At 66.5% G+C, this 18,702-nt stretch carries 21 protein-coding genes; 6 read left to right on the plus strand and 15 right to left on the minus strand.

Going from position 1 to position 18,702, the window contains the following annotated elements; translation table 11 throughout:
* Nucleotides 1-44: 44 nt before the first annotated feature.
* From AC1DQJ_RS04700 to glyA, 8 genes are read right to left on the minus strand one after another with little or no spacing between them, the layout of a single operon-like run.
* The gene (locus AC1DQJ_RS04700) at nt 45-509 is read right to left on the minus strand and encodes a hypothetical protein (RefSeq protein ID WP_477600747.1); all 465 of its coding nucleotides are present in this window, start codon (nt 507-509) and stop codon (nt 45-47) included.
* Nucleotides 510-553: 44 nt separating this feature from the next.
* A complete protein-coding gene (thiL, locus tag AC1DQJ_RS04705) occupies nt 554-1,513 on the minus strand; it encodes a thiamine-phosphate kinase (RefSeq protein ID WP_477600749.1) in 960 nt (319 codons plus the stop codon).
* Nucleotides 1,500-1,958, minus strand: a complete 459-nt coding sequence (gene nusB / locus AC1DQJ_RS04710) for a transcription antitermination factor NusB (protein ID WP_477600751.1) — start codon at nt 1,956-1,958, stop codon at nt 1,500-1,502. The genes thiL and nusB overlap by 14 nt, the downstream gene beginning before the upstream one ends.
* Nucleotides 1,955-2,419, minus strand: coding sequence for a 6,7-dimethyl-8-ribityllumazine synthase (gene ribH, locus AC1DQJ_RS04715; RefSeq protein ID WP_477600753.1), 465 nt, complete (start codon nt 2,417-2,419; stop codon nt 1,955-1,957). The genes nusB and ribH overlap by 4 nt, the downstream gene beginning before the upstream one ends.
* 30 nt (nt 2,420-2,449) lie before the next feature.
* Nucleotides 2,450-3,040: a riboflavin synthase gene (locus tag AC1DQJ_RS04720; RefSeq protein ID WP_477600755.1), complete on the minus strand. Its 591-nt coding sequence runs from the start codon at nt 3,038-3,040 to the stop codon at nt 2,450-2,452.
* A complete protein-coding gene (locus tag AC1DQJ_RS04725; RefSeq protein ID WP_477600757.1) occupies nt 3,041-3,691 on the minus strand; it encodes a RibD family protein in 651 nt (216 codons plus the stop codon).
* Nucleotides 3,681-4,154, minus strand: coding sequence for a transcriptional regulator NrdR (gene nrdR, locus AC1DQJ_RS04730; protein WP_477600759.1), 474 nt, complete (start codon nt 4,152-4,154; stop codon nt 3,681-3,683). The genes AC1DQJ_RS04725 and nrdR overlap by 11 nt, the downstream gene beginning before the upstream one ends.
* 42 nt (nt 4,155-4,196) lie before the next feature.
* Complete coding sequence (gene glyA / locus AC1DQJ_RS04735; RefSeq protein ID WP_477600761.1) at nt 4,197-5,486, minus strand: serine hydroxymethyltransferase; 1,290 nt, start codon at nt 5,484-5,486, stop codon at nt 4,197-4,199.
* A 188-nt stretch (nt 5,487-5,674) separates the two neighbouring features.
* Here glyA and AC1DQJ_RS04740 point away from each other — a divergent pair, with 188 nt between their 5' ends.
* Entirely contained in the window at nt 5,675-6,106 is a 432-nt protein-coding gene (locus tag AC1DQJ_RS04740; RefSeq protein ID WP_477600763.1) for a Ros/MucR family transcriptional regulator, read from the plus strand.
* A gap of 118 nt (nt 6,107-6,224) precedes the next feature.
* Here AC1DQJ_RS04740 and hemA read toward each other — a convergent pair whose 3' ends face one another.
* The 5 genes from hemA to AC1DQJ_RS04765 form a co-directional block, all read right to left on the minus strand.
* Complete coding sequence (hemA, locus tag AC1DQJ_RS04745; RefSeq protein WP_477600765.1) at nt 6,225-7,454, minus strand: 5-aminolevulinate synthase; 1,230 nt, start codon at nt 7,452-7,454, stop codon at nt 6,225-6,227.
* Between the two features lie 134 nt (nt 7,455-7,588).
* Nucleotides 7,589-8,485 (minus strand): 3-hydroxyisobutyrate dehydrogenase, encoded by an 897-nt coding sequence (gene mmsB, locus AC1DQJ_RS04750; protein ID WP_477600767.1) that lies wholly within the window; start codon nt 8,483-8,485, stop codon nt 7,589-7,591.
* A gap of 9 nt (nt 8,486-8,494) precedes the next feature.
* Nucleotides 8,495-9,217, minus strand: a complete 723-nt coding sequence (locus AC1DQJ_RS04755; RefSeq protein ID WP_477600769.1) for a class I SAM-dependent methyltransferase — start codon at nt 9,215-9,217, stop codon at nt 8,495-8,497.
* Between the two features lie 34 nt (nt 9,218-9,251).
* Nucleotides 9,252-10,301 (minus strand): enoyl-CoA hydratase/isomerase family protein, encoded by a 1,050-nt coding sequence (locus AC1DQJ_RS04760; protein WP_477600771.1) that lies wholly within the window; start codon nt 10,299-10,301, stop codon nt 9,252-9,254.
* Complete coding sequence (locus tag AC1DQJ_RS04765; protein WP_477600773.1) at nt 10,298-11,437, minus strand: isobutyryl-CoA dehydrogenase; 1,140 nt, start codon at nt 11,435-11,437, stop codon at nt 10,298-10,300. The genes AC1DQJ_RS04760 and AC1DQJ_RS04765 overlap by 4 nt, the downstream gene beginning before the upstream one ends.
* A 104-nt stretch (nt 11,438-11,541) precedes the next feature.
* Here AC1DQJ_RS04765 and AC1DQJ_RS04770 point away from each other — a divergent pair, with 104 nt between their 5' ends.
* The 3 genes from AC1DQJ_RS04770 to AC1DQJ_RS04780 are packed head-to-tail and all read left to right on the plus strand — an operon-like array spanning nt 11,542 to nt 13,405.
* Nucleotides 11,542-12,021, plus strand: a complete 480-nt coding sequence (locus AC1DQJ_RS04770) for a hypothetical protein (RefSeq protein WP_477600775.1) — start codon at nt 11,542-11,544, stop codon at nt 12,019-12,021.
* Nucleotides 12,018-13,028, plus strand: a complete 1,011-nt coding sequence (gene hemB, locus AC1DQJ_RS04775) for a porphobilinogen synthase (RefSeq protein WP_477600777.1) — start codon at nt 12,018-12,020, stop codon at nt 13,026-13,028. The genes AC1DQJ_RS04770 and hemB overlap by 4 nt, the downstream gene beginning before the upstream one ends.
* Nucleotides 13,025-13,405 (plus strand): NUDIX hydrolase, encoded by a 381-nt coding sequence (locus AC1DQJ_RS04780; protein WP_477600779.1) that lies wholly within the window; start codon nt 13,025-13,027, stop codon nt 13,403-13,405. The genes hemB and AC1DQJ_RS04780 overlap by 4 nt, the downstream gene beginning before the upstream one ends.
* A gap of 128 nt (nt 13,406-13,533) precedes the next feature.
* Here AC1DQJ_RS04780 and AC1DQJ_RS04785 read toward each other — a convergent pair whose 3' ends face one another.
* Nucleotides 13,534-14,388 carry an NAD(P)-dependent oxidoreductase gene (locus AC1DQJ_RS04785; RefSeq protein WP_477600781.1) on the minus strand — a complete coding sequence of 285 codons (855 nt, stop codon included), beginning with the start codon at nt 14,386-14,388 and terminating at the stop codon, nt 13,534-13,536.
* 83 nt (nt 14,389-14,471) lie between these two features.
* Between AC1DQJ_RS04785 and AC1DQJ_RS04790 the strand changes: the two genes are divergently transcribed.
* Nucleotides 14,472-15,377: a flagellar motor protein MotB gene (locus AC1DQJ_RS04790; protein WP_477600783.1), complete on the plus strand. Its 906-nt coding sequence runs from the start codon at nt 14,472-14,474 to the stop codon at nt 15,375-15,377.
* Nucleotides 15,378-15,465: 88 nt separating this feature from the next.
* Complete coding sequence (locus AC1DQJ_RS04795) at nt 15,466-16,227, plus strand: arginyltransferase (RefSeq protein ID WP_477600785.1); 762 nt, start codon at nt 15,466-15,468, stop codon at nt 16,225-16,227.
* Nucleotides 16,228-16,284: 57 nt separating this feature from the next.
* Here the strand turns inward: AC1DQJ_RS04795 and AC1DQJ_RS04800 are convergent, their stop codons facing one another.
* Nucleotides 16,285-18,633: an arylsulfatase gene (locus AC1DQJ_RS04800; RefSeq protein ID WP_477600787.1), complete on the minus strand. Its 2,349-nt coding sequence runs from the start codon at nt 18,631-18,633 to the stop codon at nt 16,285-16,287.
* Nucleotides 18,634-18,702: the final 69 nt, after the last annotated feature.

Genomic DNA, 18,702 nt, shown 5'->3' on the forward strand with positions numbered 1-18,702 from the left:
CCGTTGACCGCGGTTACGCGACGACAGCCAAGCTCAAGGCTGGCTTAGGGCTGGATTTCGACGTGCGCCGGCGTGGGACCCGGTTTGGGCAGGCCCAAGCGCTGCTTTGCAGTTTGGGCGGTAATGGCCACGCTCTTGACGTCCTTACCGGCGATCGCAACGGCTTCGCGCTGGAACGCCGCCGTCAGCCGCGGCGCATCGACGCTGGCGTAGTCCTTGGCGTTGGCGAACGAAGTCCGGTGCCCCATTCGCGCCAGGGCGTCGCGGAAATACGGTTCCTTGGCCCGCCATTTGGGGGCGTCAGCGGTCTGGGTCAGCTGGATCCGCATGGTCACGAAGACGTAGTTGATAAGCCGTCCCTCGGCGACGATCGGCATGGCGACCGGATAGATGTCCACGTACTGGCCAATGATCTTTTCCTCGGCCTTCTCGCCCTTGGCGGGGGCGGAAGCGAAGGCGTTCGTGGCGGCGAACATGGCTAGTCCGGTGATGAGCGCGCGGCGGATCATGTGGCGATCCTTACCGCACAAGGGTTTCCGGAAACTTTCGCGGCCTAGCGGTGCCGCCAGCCGCCATCGGCGACGCTGACCTCCTGCCCGCCGACCGTCACCTCGACCCCGTCGCCGGCGACGACCTCGCCGATCACGGTGAGGCCCAGCGCCGAGACGGCCGAGCGCGGAGCGGTGCACACGACTTCGTAGTCGTCGCCGCCGGAGGCCAGCGCCGCCAGCGCAGCGACTCGGTCGGGCTGTTCGTCGAGCCAGGCCCGCGCCGACGCCGACAATGGCAGGTGATTGAGGTCCAGGAGCAGGCCGACTTTGCTCGCCTCGGCGATGTGCCCGGAGTCGGCGATCAGCCCATCGGAGACGTCCGCCGCGGCGCTGGCATGCACCCTGAGCAGCTCACGCAGTTCGAGCCTGGGCTCCGGCAGCCGGTAGCGGGCCGCCAGATAGCCATCGGTGTCCGCAAGCTCGCCTCGCGCCGCAGCCAGGCCAAGCCAGCCGTCGCCGACCACGCCGGAAACCAGCACCAGGTCGCCCGGCTTGGCCCCGGCCCGCCGCACCATGCGCCCCGCCGGAACCCAGCCCAGCATGGTCAGCGACAGGGTCAGCGGCCCCGGGGTCGACACGGTATCGCCGCCCAGCAGCGCCAGCCCGAACGCCTCGCCATCCTCGGCAAGTCCGGCGGCGAACCGTTGCCGCGACGTCCAGTCGTAGGTCGGCGACCAGGCCGTCGCCAGGAAGTAGCCGTAGGGCTCGGCCCCCTTGGCGGCGAGGTCGGACAGGTTCACCCGCAACAGCTTGCGGGCGATCAGGTCCGGGGCCTCGCCGGGCAGGAAGTGCACGCCCTCGACCATGGCGTCCTTGGTCACCACCAAGTCGAAACCCGGTCGCGACGGGATCACCGCCGCGTCGTCCAGCAGGTCCAGCGCCTCGGGCGCTCCGCGGGTCAGCGGCCGATAGAGCCGGGCGATCTGCCCGAACTCGTCGGGGGCCTCGTCAGGCCCGGACATCGCGGGCCACCGCGTCCAGCGCCCCATTGACGAAACCGGCCTCGGGTCCGTCGAAGAAGGACTTGGTCAGCTCGACATACTCGTCGATCGCCACCTCGGTCGGCACGTCCGGCCGATGCGACAGCTCGAACACGCCCGAGCGCAGGATCGCCCGCACCGTGGCGTCCAGCCGCTCCAGACGCCAGTTGGCGGCCAACCGCTTGACCACGGCCGCATCGATCTCGCGCTGATGGCCAACGACGCCGCGCACCAGGTCGGCGAAGAACGCCTCGTCGGCGGCGGCCAGGGTAGCCCCCTCGCCTTCCGGATCGCCCTCGATGTTGCGATCAAAGCGATGGTCGGTGAACTCGCGGATCACCGCCTCCACGCCCACGCCCGAGACTTCCATCTGGTAGAGCGCCTGGATCGCGGCCAGACGGGCGATCGATCGTTGGCTGCGGCTCATCGGGCCTGTCCGAGCAGTTGACGCTTCAGTGCGATCATTTCCAGCGCCGCGCGGGCGGCGCCGCCGCCTTTGTCGCCTTCGCTGGCCTTGGCGCGCGCCCAGGCCTGGTCCTCGTCCTCGACGGTCAGGATGCCGTTGCCGATCGCCAGGCGCTTGCCGACCGTCAGGTCCATCAAGCCACGCGCCGACTCGTTGGAGACGATTTCGAAGTGATAGGTCTCGCCGCGGATCACCGTGCCGAGCGCGACATAGCCGTCGTAGCGCTTGCCGGCGGGCTTGTGGCCGCCCTCCTCCGCGATAGCGATCGCGCCAGGAATCTCCAGCGCGCCGGGCACGCTGATGACGTCGTATTCCGCATCGTGCGCGGTGATCACGTCGGCCGCGGCCTTCAGCATCTCGTCGGCCAGGTCGTCGTAGAAGCGGGCTTCGACGATCAGGATGCGAATCTTTTCTTCGAGCATGGGGCTCCAGTCTCTGTTTGGAGGGACCCTTTAGGCCGTTTCTCGCCAGCGGGCGAGATAGCGAGCCAACATGTCGATCTCCAGATTGACCTTGGACCCGGGTTTCAGCCGCCCCAGCGTGGTCACATCCCATGTATGCGGGATCAGATTGACGCCGAACACGTCGTCCTCGACCTCGTTTACGGTCAGGCTGACGCCCTCCAGAGCGATCGAACCCTTCGGCGCGATGAAGCGGTGCAGCGGCCGCGGAACCCGGATTTTGACCCGATGTGAACCGCCCTCGGATTCCACCGAAATCACCTCGCCGACTCCGTCTACGTGGCCGGAGACGATGTGGCCGCCCAGCTCGTCGCCGACCCGGGCCGCGCGCTCCAGGTTAACCGGGTCGCCTTCCTTCCACTGAGACAGGTTCGTTAGCCCCAGAGTCTCGCCCGAGACTTCGACAGCAAACCAGCCCTCGCCCTTCTCCACCACGGTCAGGCAACAGCCGGCATGGCTGATCGAGGCGCCCATATCGACGGTCGACAAGTCGAAGCTGGTCTCGATCTCGAAACGCGTGTCGCGGTTGGTTTCGCGGACGGCGCGAACGCGGCCCACATCAGTGACGATGCCGGTGAACATTCAGATCCTCTCGTAACGCTCCCAGAGGTCGTCGCCGACCTCGCGGATTTCAACTCGCCTCAGCCGCAGCGCATCGGCCAGCGCCGATAAGGCCAAGGCCCCGATGCCCGGTCGTCCCTCGCCGCCGATTACCATTGGAGCGCGGAACCACTCGATCCTGTCGACCAGGCCACAGCGCAGAAAGCTGCTCGCCACCTGCCCGCCGCCCTCGACAAACAGTCGGTTCAGGCCCTGCTCCGCCAAGGCTGCCACAACGTCATCCAACTTCGGGCGCTCTTCGCCGACCGCCTTGACCTGCAGCACCCGCACGCCCGCGTCGACCAGGCGAGGCTGCGGTGGGGTGGTGGAAATCACATAGGTCGGGATCTCACGGGCGCTCGCCACCAGCTTGCAGCCATCGGCCAGTCGCTGGCGGCTGTCGAGCACCACGCGGGCCGGCTGGGGACCCGACCACCCGTCCAGCCGCACGGTCAGTTCGGGATCGTCGGCCAGCGCCGTCTCGACGCCCACAACCACGGCGTCATGCTCAGCGCGGAGCTGATGCACCGCCTGGCGCGCCTGCGGCCCGGTGATCCAGCGGCTTTCGCCGCTCGCGGTGGCGATCCGGCCGTCCAGCGACGTCGCCAGCTTGAGGGTGACGCTAGCGCCCATCCTCGTCGCCGTCGCTCAGGCCCTCCTGGCCCAGGAAGGTCGCGAACTCGCCGGCCTCGCGGAAGTCCCGATAGACCGAGGCGTAGCGGACGTAGGCCACATCATCGAGCGTCTTCAGGTGCTTCATGATCAGCTCGCCAACCGCCGAGGACGGCAGCTCCGTCTCGCCCACGCTTTCCAGCTCGCGGACGATGATCGAGATCATCTTCTCGATCCGCTCGGGCTCGATCGGCCGCTTGCGCGTGGCCAGGCTGATCGAGCGGGCAAGCTTGTCACGGTCGAACGGCGCGCGCCGCCCGGACCGCTTGACGATGGTGAGTTCGCGCAACTGCACGCGCTCAAAGGTCGTGAACCGGCCTTCGCATTCCGGACAGTACCGGCGGCGGCGGATAGCCGCGCCGTCTTCCGACGGGCGGCTGTCCTTCACCTGACTTTCGGCGTGGCCGCAGAACGGGCACCGCATGATCTAGCCCCTTCCGGCCAATTCGACCCCTAGATACAGAGGTTAACCGTAGATGGGGAAGCGTTTCGTCAGCGCCAGCACCTCATCGCGGACCCTGGCTTCCACGGCGCTGTTGTCGCCGCCCTTGGCCAGACCGTCGAGGACCTCGCCGATCCAGGTCCCGACTTGGCGGAACTCGCCCGGGCCGAAGCCGCGGGTGGTGCCGGCCGGGGTGCCGACGCGCAGGCCCGAGGTCTGCATCGGGGGCAGCGGGTCGAACGGAATCCCGTTCTTGTTGGTGGTGATGTGCGCGCGCTCCAGCGCCACCTCGGCGTCGGCCCCCGACACGCCCTTTGGCGTCAGGTCGACGAGCATCAGGTGGCTGTCGGTGCCGTTCGAGACGATCTTGAAGCCGGCCGACTGCAGGCTGTCCGACAGCGCCCGGGCGTTATCCACCACCTGGCGGGCGTACTGCGCGAACTCCGGCTTGAGCGCCTCGCCGAAGGCCACCGCCTTGGCGGCGATCACGTGCATCAGGGGGCCGCCCTGCAGGCCGGGGAACACCGCCGAATCGATCTTTTTGGCCAGCTTCTTGGAGTTGGTCAGGATCATGCCGCCCCGCGGACCGCGCAGGGTCTTGTGGGTGGTGGTGGTGACGATGTCCGCGTGCGGGAACGGGTTCGGATAGACGCCGCCCGCCACGAGGCCCGCATAGTGGGCGATGTCGACCATCAGGAGCGCATCGACGCTGTCGGCGATTTCCTTGAAGCGGGCGAAGTCGATATGGCGGCTATAGGCCGAACCGCCGGCGATGATCACCTTCGGCTTCTCGGCCAGGGCGACCTCGGCGGCCATGTCGTAGTCGATCAGGTGGTCCTGCTGGCGCACGCCATAGGCCACCGGACGGAACCACTTGCCCGACTGGTTGACGTTCTTGCCATGGGTCAGGTGGCCGCCCGCCGCCAGGTCCATGCCCATGAAGGTGTCGCCTGGGCTCATGGTGGCCATGAACACGGCCTGGTTCGCCTGGCTGCCCGAGTGCGGCTGCACGTTGGCGTATTCGCATCCGAAGATCTGCTTGGCGCGCTCGATGGCGATCGTCTCGGCCACGTCGACGACCTCGCAGCCGCCGTAGTAGCGCTTGCCCGGATAGCCTTCGGCGTACTTGTTGGTCAGCACCGAGCCCTGGGCGTCAATCACCGCGCGCGAGACGATGTTTTCCGAGGCGATCAGCTCGATCTGATCCTGCTGGCGCTTCAGTTCGCCTGCCAGGACGGCGGCGATGTCCTTGTCGGTGTCGGCGACGGACGAGGTGAAGAAGGCGTCTGCGGGGGTCTGGGCGTGGACGGTCATGGGCGGGCCTTTCGGGAACTTGAGGGCGCGAATGCGGGGCGAGCGCTCTGTTGTGCGCTCTTTAGCGCCATCGGACCTACGATCCAACGGCATGGAACGAACTTCTGCCTGCAGCGTTGCAACCCCCACGGAGGCGAGCGCGCCCGCGCGGCGCATCCGTTCGTCATGGCGTTGTCAGGGGGTCCTGAATGAGTATTGAAGCCGAGCCCGGTGATCGTTCGGGCGAGGAGTTGATGCGGCTTGGTGCGGACATCGTCGCCGCCTATGTCAGCCGCAACGCTGTCTCTGCGGACGCCGTGCCGGAGATCATCAGGTCCGTCTATGGGGCCCTTGAAGGCCTCAACCGCTCGCCGGCCCCCGTCTTGGATGAAAAACCCAAGCCCGCGGTGCCTGTCAGCCGCTCGATTCAGCACGACTACATCGTCTGTCTGGAGGACGGTAAGAAGCTGAAGATGCTCAAGCGCTACCTGCGCTCGCGTTTCGACATGAGCCCGGAGGACTATCGCCGACGCTGGGGCCTGCCGCCCGACTATCCGATGGTGGCGCCTGCATACGCCGCGCGCAGATCCGACTTCGCCAAGCAGATCGGCCTGGGCCGCGGCGTACGACGGGGAAAATGAGGTCCGCGGCCTGGCCGCATTCAGGAAATCAGTGAACCCGCAGGGTCTCCGAAAATATTCGAGGCTCGGCGGGTATGCGCCCGACGAGCCTCGCTCACAAGTGCAAAACAGGTAGGCCTTAGGCTGCTTGCCCGCCGACACGGGCGATATTGCAGTGGACCCAGAGCTTCTCGAGCGCCTCAGCGAGAGCGTCCATCATCTCGTCGGTATGGGCCGGCGAGGGCGTGAAACGCAAGCGTTCGGTGCCGCGCGGCACCGTCGGGTAGTTGATCGGCTGCACATAGATGCCGTGTTCGGCCAGCAGAATGTCCGAGATCATCTTGCAGTGGACGGCGTCGCCCACCAGCACCGGGACGATGTGGCTGACCGACGGCATGACCGGCAGGCCGGCCTTCAGCAGCCGAGCCTTCAGGGCCGCGGCGCGCGCTTGGTGAGCCTCGCGGACCTCGTTGTGTTCCTTCAGCCAACGGATCGAAGCCACAGCCCCGGCCGCCAGGGCCGGAGGGATCGAGGTGGTGAAGATGAAGCCGTCGGCATAGCTGCGGATCGCGTCGACGATCACCGCGTCGGCGGCGATGTAGCCGCCCATGACGCCGAACGCCTTGCCCAGCGTGCCTTCGATGATGTCGATCTCGGCCATGACGCCGTCGCGCTCGGCGACGCCGGCGCCGCGCGGGCCGTACATGCCGACCGCATGGACTTCGTCCAGATAGGTCATGGCGCCGTACTTCTTCGCCAGGGCGACCGTAGCCTTCATGTCGGCGATGTCGCCGTCCATCGAATAGACACTCTCGAAGGCGATGACCTTCGGCGCATCGGCCGGAGCCTCGGCCAGCAGCTGCTCGAGGTGCTCAAGATCGTTGTGGCGGAAAACCCGGCGTTGCTCGCGGCCGCCGGCGCGAATGCCGGAGATCATCGAGTTGTGGTTCAGCTCGTCCGAGAAAATGATTAGGCCGGGCAGGATCTTGTAGAGCGTCGAGAGCGAGGCCTCGTTCGAGACATAGCCCGAGGTGAACAGCAGCGCGGCTTCCTTGCCGTGCAGGTCGGCGAGCTCATGCTCCAGCTCGACGTGATAGTGCGTGGTGCCCGAGATGTTGCGGGTGCCGCCCGAGCCGGCGCCGGCCTCGTCGATGGCCTTGTGCATGGCGTCGGTGACGATCGGGTTCTGGCCCTGACCGAGATAGTCGTTCGAGCACCAGACCACGACGTCCGACTGCGAACCATCGGTTTGGGTCCAGGTCGCGCGGGGGAATTGCCCGCGGTGACGCTTCAAGTCGGCGAACACCCGATAGCGACCTTCCGAACGGATCTGTCCGAGTGCGGTCTGGAAGGCGTTCTTATAATCCATCGACTTGATCCGTTCCGGCGTTCGGAACGGTCCCCTTGCAATTGGCCGGGCTTATCGCGCCGCTAGGTTTGATTGTCTACAATTCGTCATACGCAATCGATCAGATTTCGTAAGCGAGCACCTAGGGTTCGTGATCAGCCATCCAGCTCTTGTAAGCGTCCGCGCAGCATCTGCAGAATTCCGGAAAAGTCCTTAGTTCCGTACCCGAGCCTGTCAAATAGGGCATAGAGTCCCTCTGCCTGAGCGCCCATGGGCGTCGCCGCCCCGGCCGCCGCGGCCGCCTGTTGGGCCAGCTTGAGGTCCTTGAGCATCATCGCCGTGGCGAACCCGCCGCTGTAGTTGCGGTTCGACGGCGCGGTCTCCACTGGGCCTGGCCAGGGATAATAGTTGGTGATCGACCAGCATTGGCCCGAGGACTTCGACGCGATCTCGAAGAACCGCTCGGGATCGAGGCCGAGCTTCTCGGCCATGGCGATGGCCTCGCACACGCCGATCATCGAGATGCCCAGGACCATGTTGTTGCAGATCTTGGCCGCTTGGCCCGCTCCATGGTCTCCGGCCCGAATCACCGCCCGCGCCATCGGTCCGATCACCATCTCGACCTGGACGAAGTCGGCCTCGTCGCAGCCGACCATGAACGCCAGGGTCCCGGCGTCGGCGGCCGCCGTGCCGCCGGAGACCGGAGCGTCGGCGAAACGGAAGCCGGCGGCCCTCGCTTGCTCAGCCACCGCGCGGGCGCTTTCCACGTCGATGGTCGAACAGTCGATCAGCAAGGCGCTCTTGGGGGCGTTGGGCAGTATCTCTTCGGCGTAGACCTTCCGCACGTGCGGTCCGGCCGGTAGCATGGTGATCACCGCGTCGGCGTCCTTCACCGCCGCGGCGATATCGGCGACGGGCGCGCAGCCCGCCGCCTTGGCGCGTTCCAGCGCCTGGGCCGAGAGGTCGAAGGCCGCGACCTGGCGGTCCGCCTTCGCCTGGTTGGCGGCCATGCCGCCACCCATGTTTCCCAAGCCGATGAACGCGATACGCATGTCTTTTCCCTAGTTGGGCTTCTGGAATTTGTAGACGAACTGGTCGGTCTTGCCACGGATCGAGGGGTCGAAGACGATGGCCGTCTTCGGGTCGGACGAGTTCCGCACCGCGTTGTTTTCCCCGACGAATTTGAAGCCCGCCGCTTCGACCTCGCGCTTGACGATGGCCGGATCGATCCGGTGAAGGGTGTCGGCCACCTCGACCGGCGAGCCGGGAACCGCCGCATGGTCGATGATGACCAGGACGCCGCCCGGCTTGAGGGCGTCGTACAGCGATTTGTTCACCGCCGAGACGTCCAGGTTCAGGCGCTTGAGGTGGAAGTCGTGATAGTTCTGGGCGGTGAAGATCACGTCGACCGGCTCGGGAAAGCCCAGCGACGTCGGGGTCAGGGCCACGACCTGGACGTTGCCCTTGGCCAGAGCCGTCTTTTCCTTCTCCAGGTCGTTGGCCGGCACGCCCGCATAGATCTTGCCGGAGGGACCGACCGCGCTGCTCAGCAGACGCGTAAAGTATCCCCCGCCCGGCAGAATTTCGCCGACCGTCTGGCCCGACTTCACCCCGGCGAACTCAAGCATTTCCGCGGGCTTGCGCGCCACATCTCGCACCTTGTCCGTATCGGGGCGAGCTGCGTCGGCCACCGCCGACGTGACATTGGCCGGCGGAGCAGCCTGGGCACTGGATACGCAAAGCACCAGGGCCGCGCTGGCGGCCATCAACAGGTAGCGCGTCATCTCGTTTCCTCCGCGACGGCTCGTCAGTTATCGCTCAAGGTAGGGGCGTCCACTCCTCCGTGGAAGGAAGCGGAGCAAAAATCCCGTCCAGCATGGTCTCGGTCACGCCTGCAGGGGTTGGCGGGTTCCACTTCGGGGCGTGATCCTTCTCGACGATCACGGCGCGCACGCCCTCGATGAAGTCGTGACGCTGCACGACGCGGGCGCCGATCCGGTATTCCATCGCCATGTTTTCGGCGAAGGATTCCATCTTCCCGCCGAGCCGCAGCTGGCGCAGGGCGACCTTCATGGTCTGCGGCGACTTGGTCGCCATCACCTTCAGCTGTTCGGCGGCCCACTCAGTCCCAGCCGCCTCCAGTCGGGCGATGATCTCCTCCAGGGTGTCGGCCCCGAAAATCTTCTCGATCTCGTCCTGGTGCTGGGCCAGGGGTGGTCTGCCGGCGTCGCCCTCGTACTCGGTCAGAACGCCGTCGAGGGCGGCCGGGTCGGCGATGATCGCCGCCTTGAGCTCCGGGATCTTGGCGCTCTCGACGAAGTCGGTGGCCAGACCCGTCAGCTCGCAGTCGGCGGCTTTGATCCGCGCGCCGGTCAGCGCCAGCCAGACGCCGATGTGGCCGGGCATGCGCGGCAGGAACCAACCGCCGCCGACGTCGGGAAAGAGCCCGATTCCGGTCTCAGGCATGGCGAAGGTCGTCCGCTCGGTCGCCACCCGATACTGAGCCGGCATGGCCAGGCCGACGCCCCCGCCCATGGTGACGCCGTCCATGATGACCACCACCGGCTTCGGATATTCGAACAGCAGGTGGTTCAGCCGGTATTCAACAAAGAAGAACTCCCGCGCCGCCTTGCCGTCCCCGGCCCCGCTCTCGGCCAGCATGCGGATATCGCCGCCGGCGCAGAAGCCGCGTTCGCCGCCGTGGTCGAACAGCACCAGCGCCACGGCCGGGTCGTCGCGCCAGGCCAGCAGGGCCTCGGTCATCGTCTGGCACATCGGCTGGGTCAGGGCGTGCAGCGCCTGCGGCCGGTTCAGCGTGATCCGGCCGACGCGGCCCTCGATGCGGGTCAGGACGTCTTGCATGCTCATTGCCGGAACATCTCCCGGGCGATGATCACCCGCATGATTTCGTTGGTGCCCTCGAGGATCTGGTGGACGCGTAGGTCACGCACCACCCGCTCCAGCGGATAGTCCTTCAGATAGCCATAGCCGCCGTGCAGTTGCAGCGCCTGATTGGCGACTTCGAAGCCGGCGTCAGTAGCGAACCGCTTGGCCATCGCGCAGTATTTGGTGGCCTGCGGGTCGCGGTTGTCGAGCGCATTCGCCGCCCGCCGCACCATCAGGCGCGCCGCCTCCAGTTCGGTGGCCATGTCGGCGATCTTGAATTGCAGAGCCTGGAACTCGGCCAGCTGCTTCCCGAACTGCTTGCGCTCGCTCATGTAGGCCTGGGCCGTCTCCAGCGCGAAGGCCGCTCCGCCCAGCGAGCAGGAGGCGATGTTCAGCCGCCCGCCGTCGAGCCCCATCATCGCAAAGCGGAAGCCCTCGCCCTCCCCGCCGATCCGATTTTCGACCGGCACGCGGACATTGTCGAAGTTCACCTGGGCGGTCGGCTGGGCGTTCCAGCCCATCTTCTTCTCCTGCGCCCCGAACGACAGACCCGGCGCACCGTTTTCCACGACGATGGCCGAGACGCCCTTGGCGCCGGCCTCTCCAGTTCTCGCCATCACAACATAGAGGTCCGAGACCCCGCCGCCGGAGATGAACGCCTTGGAGCCGTTCAACACGTAGTGGTCGCCGTCCAGCACCGCCGTGGTCCGCAGCGCCGCGGCGTCCGAGCCCGAGCCCGGCTCGGTCAGGCAGTAGCTGGCGATCAGCTCCATGGTGGTCAGCCGCGGCAGGTACTTCCTGCGCAGCTCGTCGGCCCCGAACCGGTCGATCATCCACGAGGCCATGTTGTGGATCGTCAGGTAGGCCGCCACCGAGACGTCGCCATAGCTCAGCGCTTCGAACACGATCGAAGCGTCCAGCCGGGTCAGGGCCGAGCCGCCGACATCCTCCCCGATGTATATTCCCGCAAAGCCCAGCTCGGCCGCCTTGCGCAGCACGTCTGTCGGGAAGTGTTTGTCCTCATCCCACTGCGCAGACTTTGGGGCAAGTTCCGCCTCCGCGAAGGCTCTTGCCGCGTCTTGTATTGCGCGCTGATCGTCGGAGAGGGAGAAATCCATTCGCTCGAACCCGGTTTTGAGAGGCTGACTTGAGCAAGTCGCTCCGCTGGAGCAACCTGTCAACGACGGGGCGCCGGGGGGCGCGCTTTTCTCAGGGTCTTTGAATGGCTGTTCAAGCGGTCGGGGGGCGCGCCGGGGACTCCTCCCGGAACCTCGCCTACATCAACTACGCCTTGCTGTTCGCTGCGATTTTCTTCGCCGGCGTTCCGGCCCTGATCGCCGCCATCATCGCCTATTCGCAGAAGGACGAGGCCCCGCCCCCGATTGCCTCGCACTACGCCTATCAGATCCGAATCTTCTGGGTCGCCTTCGTCATCGCCCTAGCGGCGGGCCTCTGCTTCCTTGGCGCGATCATCGGCGTGGCCGGCGAACTGTTCCAGGTCACCCGGATCGAAGGCTGGAACACCCCCGACCGGGTCCGCATCGACCTCTCCGACGTCACGGTCGACCGAACCATGATCGCCCTGATCGCCGCCACGGCGCTGTTTACCGCCATCGGAGGCCTCTGGCTGGTGTTCGCGCCCGCCCTGGGTTTCATCAAGCTTGCGTCGGCGCGGGGGATGGGCCAGAGCCGAGCCTCATGAGCCTGCCCCCTCTCGCCGCCTACCCCGCCCTTCGTCTCCGTCGCCTTCGCCAGGCCGATTGGGTCCGTCGCCTGGTTCGAGAAAGCGTCCTCACCCCTGCCGACCTGATCTGGTCGATGGTGGTTCACGAGGGCGAGGGCGAGGTTCCGGTCGCGTCGATGCCAGGCGTCTCGCGCCTGTCGGTCAAGGATTGCGCCAAGGCCGCCGTCGAGGCCCGCAATTTGGGCATCCCGGCCATCGCCATCTTCCCCTACATCGACGGCGCCAAGAAGGACGCCCTCGGCTCCCAGGCGGCCGATCCGAACGGCCTAATCGCCACGGTGGTCAAGGCCATGAAGGACGCCGCCCCCGAGGTCGGCATCATGTGCGACGTCGCGCTCGACCCCTTCACCGACCACGGCCACGACGGCGTCATCGAGAACGGCAAGATCGCCAACGACGCCACCATCGAGCGGCTGGTCGAGCAGGCGCTGGTCCAGGCCAAGGCCGGCTGCGACATTCTCGCCCCGTCCGACATGATGGACGGCCGCTGCGGGATTCTGCGCTCGGCCCTGGAGGCCGAGGGCCTGCAGGACGTGATGATCATGTCCTACGCGGCCAAGTTCGCCTCTGCTTTCTACGGCCCCTATCGCGACGCCATCGGCTCGGGAAAGCTCGGCACGTCCGGCGCCCCGGCCGACAAGAAGACCTACCAGATGGACCCGGCCAACACCGAAGAAGCGCTACGCGAAGTGGCCCTCGACATCGCCGAGGGCGCCGACATGGTCATGGTCAAGCCGGGCATGCCGTATCTCGACATCGTCAGCCGCGTAGTGCGCGAGTTCGAAATGCCGACCTTCGCGTTCCAGGTCTCGGGCGAGTACGCGATGATCATGGCCGCCGCCCAGAACGGCTGGATCGACGAGGAACGGGCCATCCTCGAGAGCCTGGGCGCCTTCAAGCGCGCCGACGCCGACGGGATCATCAGCTACTTCGCTCCGCGCGCCGCGCGGATGCTGGGGGCGTGAAGGCCGTCGAGATCGTCGCCGGCGTCATCCGCGACCAGGGCGGCCGGGTGCTGACCGTGCGTAAGCGCGGCACGACCGCCTTCATGCTGCCCGGCGGCAAGCGCAACCCCGGCGAGGCCGATATCGACACCCTGTCGCGCGAGCTGGGCGAGGAACTGGGCTGCGATCTGGTCAGCGCCAGCCACCTGGGCACATACGACGCCCCCGCCGCCAACGAGCCCGACACCCGGGTCTACGGCGCGATCTACCTGACCGAAATGGCCGGCGACGTGCTGCCTCAGGCCGAGATCGAGGAACTGCTCTGGATCGAGCCCAAGTCGCCGCCCAGCGTGCGCCTGGCGCCGCTGCTGGAGCGCCAGGTTCTGCCGCGGCTGTGAGCCAATTGGTCCCCGGCTGGAGGGCTGTCAGCCAATGGCTGACTGAGGGGGATTGCTGACTCAGCAGGCCCCCTCCGTCTCACAGCCTTACGGCGATCCACCTCCCCCAGAAGGGAAGGAAATTCGAACTACTTCTCCAGCCGCGCCACCAGGCTGGACGTGTCCCAGCGATTGCCGCCCAGCCCCTGGACCTCTGCATAGTAGCCGTCGACCAGGGCGGTCATGTCGAGCTTGGCGCCGTTGGCCGCGGCCTCGTCGAGCACCAGCCCCAGATCCTTGCGCATCCAGTCGACGGCGAAGCCGAAGTCGAAGCGGTTCTCGGCCATCGTCCCCCATCGATTGTCCATCTGCCAGGACTGCGCCGCCCCCTTGGAGATCGCCGCGGCCACCTCCAGCGGGTCGAGCCCCGCGCGCTTGGCGAAATGCATGCCCTCGGCCAGGCCCTGGACCACCCCGGCGATGCAGATCTGGTTGACCATCTTGGTCAGTTGCCCCGCTCCCGGTCCGCCCATCAGCCGCGTGGCCTTGGCGAAGGCGTCGATCACCGGCTCGGCGCGAGCGAAGGCCGCGGGATCACCGCCGCACATCACGGTCAGCTGGCCGTTCTCGGCCCCCGCCTGACCTCCCGACACCGGCGCATCGACGAAGAACCGGCCGCCGGCCTGCGCCAGCTGCGCCATCTCCAGGGCGACCTTGGCCGAGGTGGTGGTGTGGTCGACGATGATCCCGCTCGCCGCCATGACCGGCAGCGCCTCCCCGACCACGCCGCGGACGTCGTCGTCATTGCCGACACACAGGAAGACGATCTCGGCGCCTTCCGCGGCCTCGGCGATCGTCGCCCCCGCTCGGCCGCCGTGGGTCGCGGCCCAGCGCTGCGCCTTCTCGGGGCTGCGGTTGAACACGGCGACCTCATGCCCGGCCTTGGCCAGGTGGCCGGCCATGGGAAAGCCCATCACGCCCAGGCCCACGAAAGCGACTTTCATCGACTGATCCTTCTTACGCTCAACGCCATCTTAACGGGGGCCCCCGCATCTTGCGCAAGAATCGGGGCTACCGGGGTTTGAACATGGCAATGGGCGAAGCGCCTATCCTGATCAAGAAGGTCAAGAAGGCCCAAGGGCACGCCCACCATGGCGGCGCCTGGAAAGTCGCCTACGCGGACTTCGTGACCGCGATGATGGCCTTCTTCCTTCTGATGTGGCTGATCAACACCACGAGCCCGGAACAGAAGCGCGGCATCGCCGACTATTTCGCCCCGGCCAGCGTTTCCGAAAGCACCTCCGGCTCCGGCGGCATTCTCGGCGGCACGGCGCTGGGCGAGGACGGCGGCATGGCCGCCGGCTCGCAGTCGGTCATCGAGGAGATGGCTCCGGAATCGCGCCACCCCAACGACGGCAGCGAAACCGACGCGGCCAAGGAAATGGCCCGCGATGCTTCGACCGAAGCCCTCCGCGAAGCCGTACTCCAGCGGGAACAGGCCGCCTTCGCCTCGGCCGCCCAGTCGCTTCGTCAGGCGCTGCAGGACATGCCCGAACTGGCCGAGCTGTCGAAGAACATCCTGATCGACGTCACGCCCGAGGGCCTGCGCATCCAGCTGGTCGACCAGGAAGGCCGCTCGATGTTCGCCACCGGCCGCACCGAACCCAACGATCGCGCCAAGCTGCTGCTGCGCGCCGTGGCCAAGGTCATCAACCAACTGCCCAACCGGGTCAGCATCTCCGGCCACACCAGCGTGTCGGCCAACGGCTCCAAGGCCGACGGCGACTGGCAACTCTCGGCCGGTCGCGCCGACGCTTCGCGCCGGGTCCTGCAATCGGCCGGGGTCGATCCCGACCGGGTCTACCAGGTCTCCGGGAAGGCCAATTCCGAACCGCTCTATCCCGACGATCCGACCATGCCGGGCAACCGCCGCATCGCCATCGTGCTGCTGCGCGAAGCCCCCGTCCTGCCGCCGGATCATGGTCTGCAATGAGGAGTTTACAGCTCTGATACATGGGAGCTTGCGCCTGAGCCTCCCATGACGCCTAATCCCATCAGGCGCATCGTTTTGAGAGCCGTACGTGACGCAGCACTTTCCGACGCGACAGCTCAGGTTCTTCCTGACGGCGCCCAGTCCGTGCCCATATCTGCCTGACCGGCACGAGCGGAAGGTCTTTGCCCATTTGCCGCTGTCCGACGGGGCCAGCGTCAATGACAGCCTGACCCAGGTCGGCTTCCGGCGTTCCCAGAACATCGCCTATCGCCCGGCCTGCGAAAGCTGCTCGGCCTGCGTCTCGGCCCGCATTCCCGCCAAGGACTACGCCTTCTCCCGCTCCGAGCGCCGCGTGCTGGCCCGCAACGAGGACCTCGAGCGCCACTTGGTCGAGGCTGAGGCGACCATGGAGCAGTTCGACCTGCTTCGCCGCTATCTGGTGACCCGCCACGCCGACGGCGGCATGGCCGAGATGACCTGGCCTGACTACGTCGCCATGGTCGAGGACACCGCGGTCCGCACCCACATCATCGAATACCGGCTGCGCTCGAAGGACGGCGGCCCCGGCGACCTCATCGCCTGCGCCCTGGTCGACCTGATGAATGACGGCCTGTCGCTGGTCTATTCCTTCTACGACCCGACCATGCCGCGCCGCAGCCTCGGCTCGTTCGTGATCCTCGACCACGTCGTCCAGGCCTGCCTGACCGAGATCCCCTACGTCTATCTGGGCTACTGGGTCCGCGGCTCCGAGAAGATGGACTACAAGGTCCGATTCTCGCCGATCGAGTTGCTGCGTCCCGAAGGCTGGTCGCTGATGTCGGCCCGCGATCGCGGCCCCATCCGTCCCTAAGGCCGTACTGACCGGGCGGCCGTCCGAGCGATCGTCTCGTGGGTAGCCGCGCAGCGACTACTGTCTGGCCATCGCCAATTTGAGGCGTTGCTCGGGGGTGATCAGATGGCTCTGATCGTCATCGCCGATGTCGATCTGCACCCAATGGATCTTGCCGGCAAAGCTGTTGCCGGTGACGCCGTACTCCGGCGAGGCCGGTGAGCCAGTGTCGGCGCCCACGTCGCAAGCCTCGTCGGCCGAATAACCCATGGGCTGGGTTCTATCGACGCGCCCCTTGCCGACCGGCTTGCCGTCGAAGAACAGCGTGACGTCGCCCCCCTTGGCCAGGCCGCCGCCGTCATATTTGAACTCCATCCGCACCTGATGGTCGCCAGCGGGAATGGCGGTGTCGGAGCCGATGATGAAATACTCGATGCCGAAGAAGTTGTAGCAGTACTTCAGCTTTCCATCCTTGGCGTAGAGCGTCCAACCGCCAGCCAGGCCGCCTTGGGTGACGATCACGCCCTCGGCTCCGGACGCCGGGATCGTGAGTTGCGCGGTCACCGCGTGCGATTTGTTCTTCAATGTCAGGATGCAGGCTTCGGCGACCCGCATTCCCTGGAACAGCAGCTGGCTGTTGCCGGTGATCACCTGCGGCCGCCCGGCGATGTCCGGATTGACCCGCTCGAACCCGCGATCGTCCAGCGGCACGACATTGTATTTGGTCGCCTCGATCAGCCAGAGACGCTGAAGCTCGGCCAGCTTCTTCGGCTCCTTGGCGGCCAGGTTGTTCGACTGGGTCCAGTCGTCTGGGCCGTACAGCTCCCAGACATCCTCGTCGAAGGGCGGCGGAGTGTCGGCCTTCCAGGGCGTCCTGTGCCGAGTACAGGCCGTCCAACCCTTATGATAGATGCCGCGGTTTCCCATCATCTCGAAGTACTGGACCGTGTGGGTTTCCGCGGCCTTCTTGTCGGTGAAGGTCGGCAGCATGCTGACGCCCTCGAACGGCGCCTGAGCGATGCTGTTGACGATGGCGGGCTCTGGCAGGTTGCAGGCCTCGATGATCGTTTTGGCGACGTCGATGACGTGGTGGAACTGGTCGCGGATCTCGCCCTTGGCCTTGATGACTCTCGGCCAGTGGACGATCGTGCCGTTGCGCGTGCCGCCCCAATGCGAGGCGATCTGCTTGGTCCACTGGTAGGGCGCGCAGAGCGCATGCGCCCAGCCGACGGCATAGTGGTTGTAGGCTTCCGGCGTGCCGAATTTGTCGATCTTGCCGAGCAGGAACTCCGTGGTCTCGATGTCAGGCATGCCGTTCAGCGTGCACATCTCGTTGAAGCAGCCGTTGATCGTGCCCTCAGCCGAAGCGCCGTTGTCGCCGATGATCAGGTAGATCAGCGTGTCGTCCATGATGCCCAGGTCGTTGATCGCGTCGATCACCCGGCCGATCTCATGGTCGGTCTGCTCCATGAAGCCGGCATAGATCTCCATCTGCTTGGCGAGCACCGGCTTCAGCTCGGCGGACATCTCGTCCCAGGCCGGGATCTCGTCGTGCCGCGCGGTCAGAACAGCGTCCTTGGGCACCACTCCGAGCTGCTTCTGCCGCTCGATGGTCTCTTCGCGCAGCTTGTCCCAGCCGGCGTCGAACTTGCCCTTGTACTTGTCGGACCATTCCTTGGGCACATGGTGCGGGGCGTGGGTGGCGCCGGGGGCGTAGTACATGAAGAAGGGCTTGTCCGGCATCAGCGCCTTCTGCTGGCGGACCCAGGTGATCGCGCGGTCGGCTAGGTCCTCGTTGAGGGTGTAGCCCTCCTCCGGGGTTTTCGGCGGCTCGACCGCCTTGGTGCCTTCGTAGAGGCCCGGATAGTACTGGTTCGCCTCGCCGCCGACGAAGCCGTAGAAGTGCTCGAAGCCCGAGCCGGTCGGCCACTGGTTGAACGGCCCCATCGGGGTGACTTCCCAGAGCGGCACTTCGTGGCACTTGCCGAACTGGGCGGTGGAGAAGCCGTTCAGCTTCAGGATCTCGGCCAGAGCCGCCTTCTCCTTCGGCCGCACCCCGCTGTTGCCCGGAGCCGAGGTTCCCATTTCGGTGATCGCGCCCATCCCGACCGAGTGGTGGTGGCGCCCGGTCAGCAGGGCCTGCCGGGTCGGCGAGCAGAGCGCCGTCGTGTGGAAGCGGCTGTACTTCAGGCCGCCCGCCGCAAGCTTCTCGAAGTTCGGGGTGTGGCACGGCCCGCCGAATACCGACGAGGATCCAAACCCCGCGTCGTCGACCAGGAAGATCACCACGTTCGGCGCGTCCTTCGGCGGCCGCAGCGCCTTGATCGGCGGATAGTGGGTGTCCGGGTCCTTGGCGTCGTAGGTGGTCAGACCCACGTACTTCTTGTCGGGGATCGGCAGGATCGTGCGCGGCAGGTCGTCGGACATGGTGCGGCCTCGGTGAAACTGGGTCCGGGGACCATGCCTCGCCTGCAGGGTTCCTCCCCTCAGGCCCAG

It is taken from the genome of Phenylobacterium sp. P4_E10 (assembly GCF_056401675.1).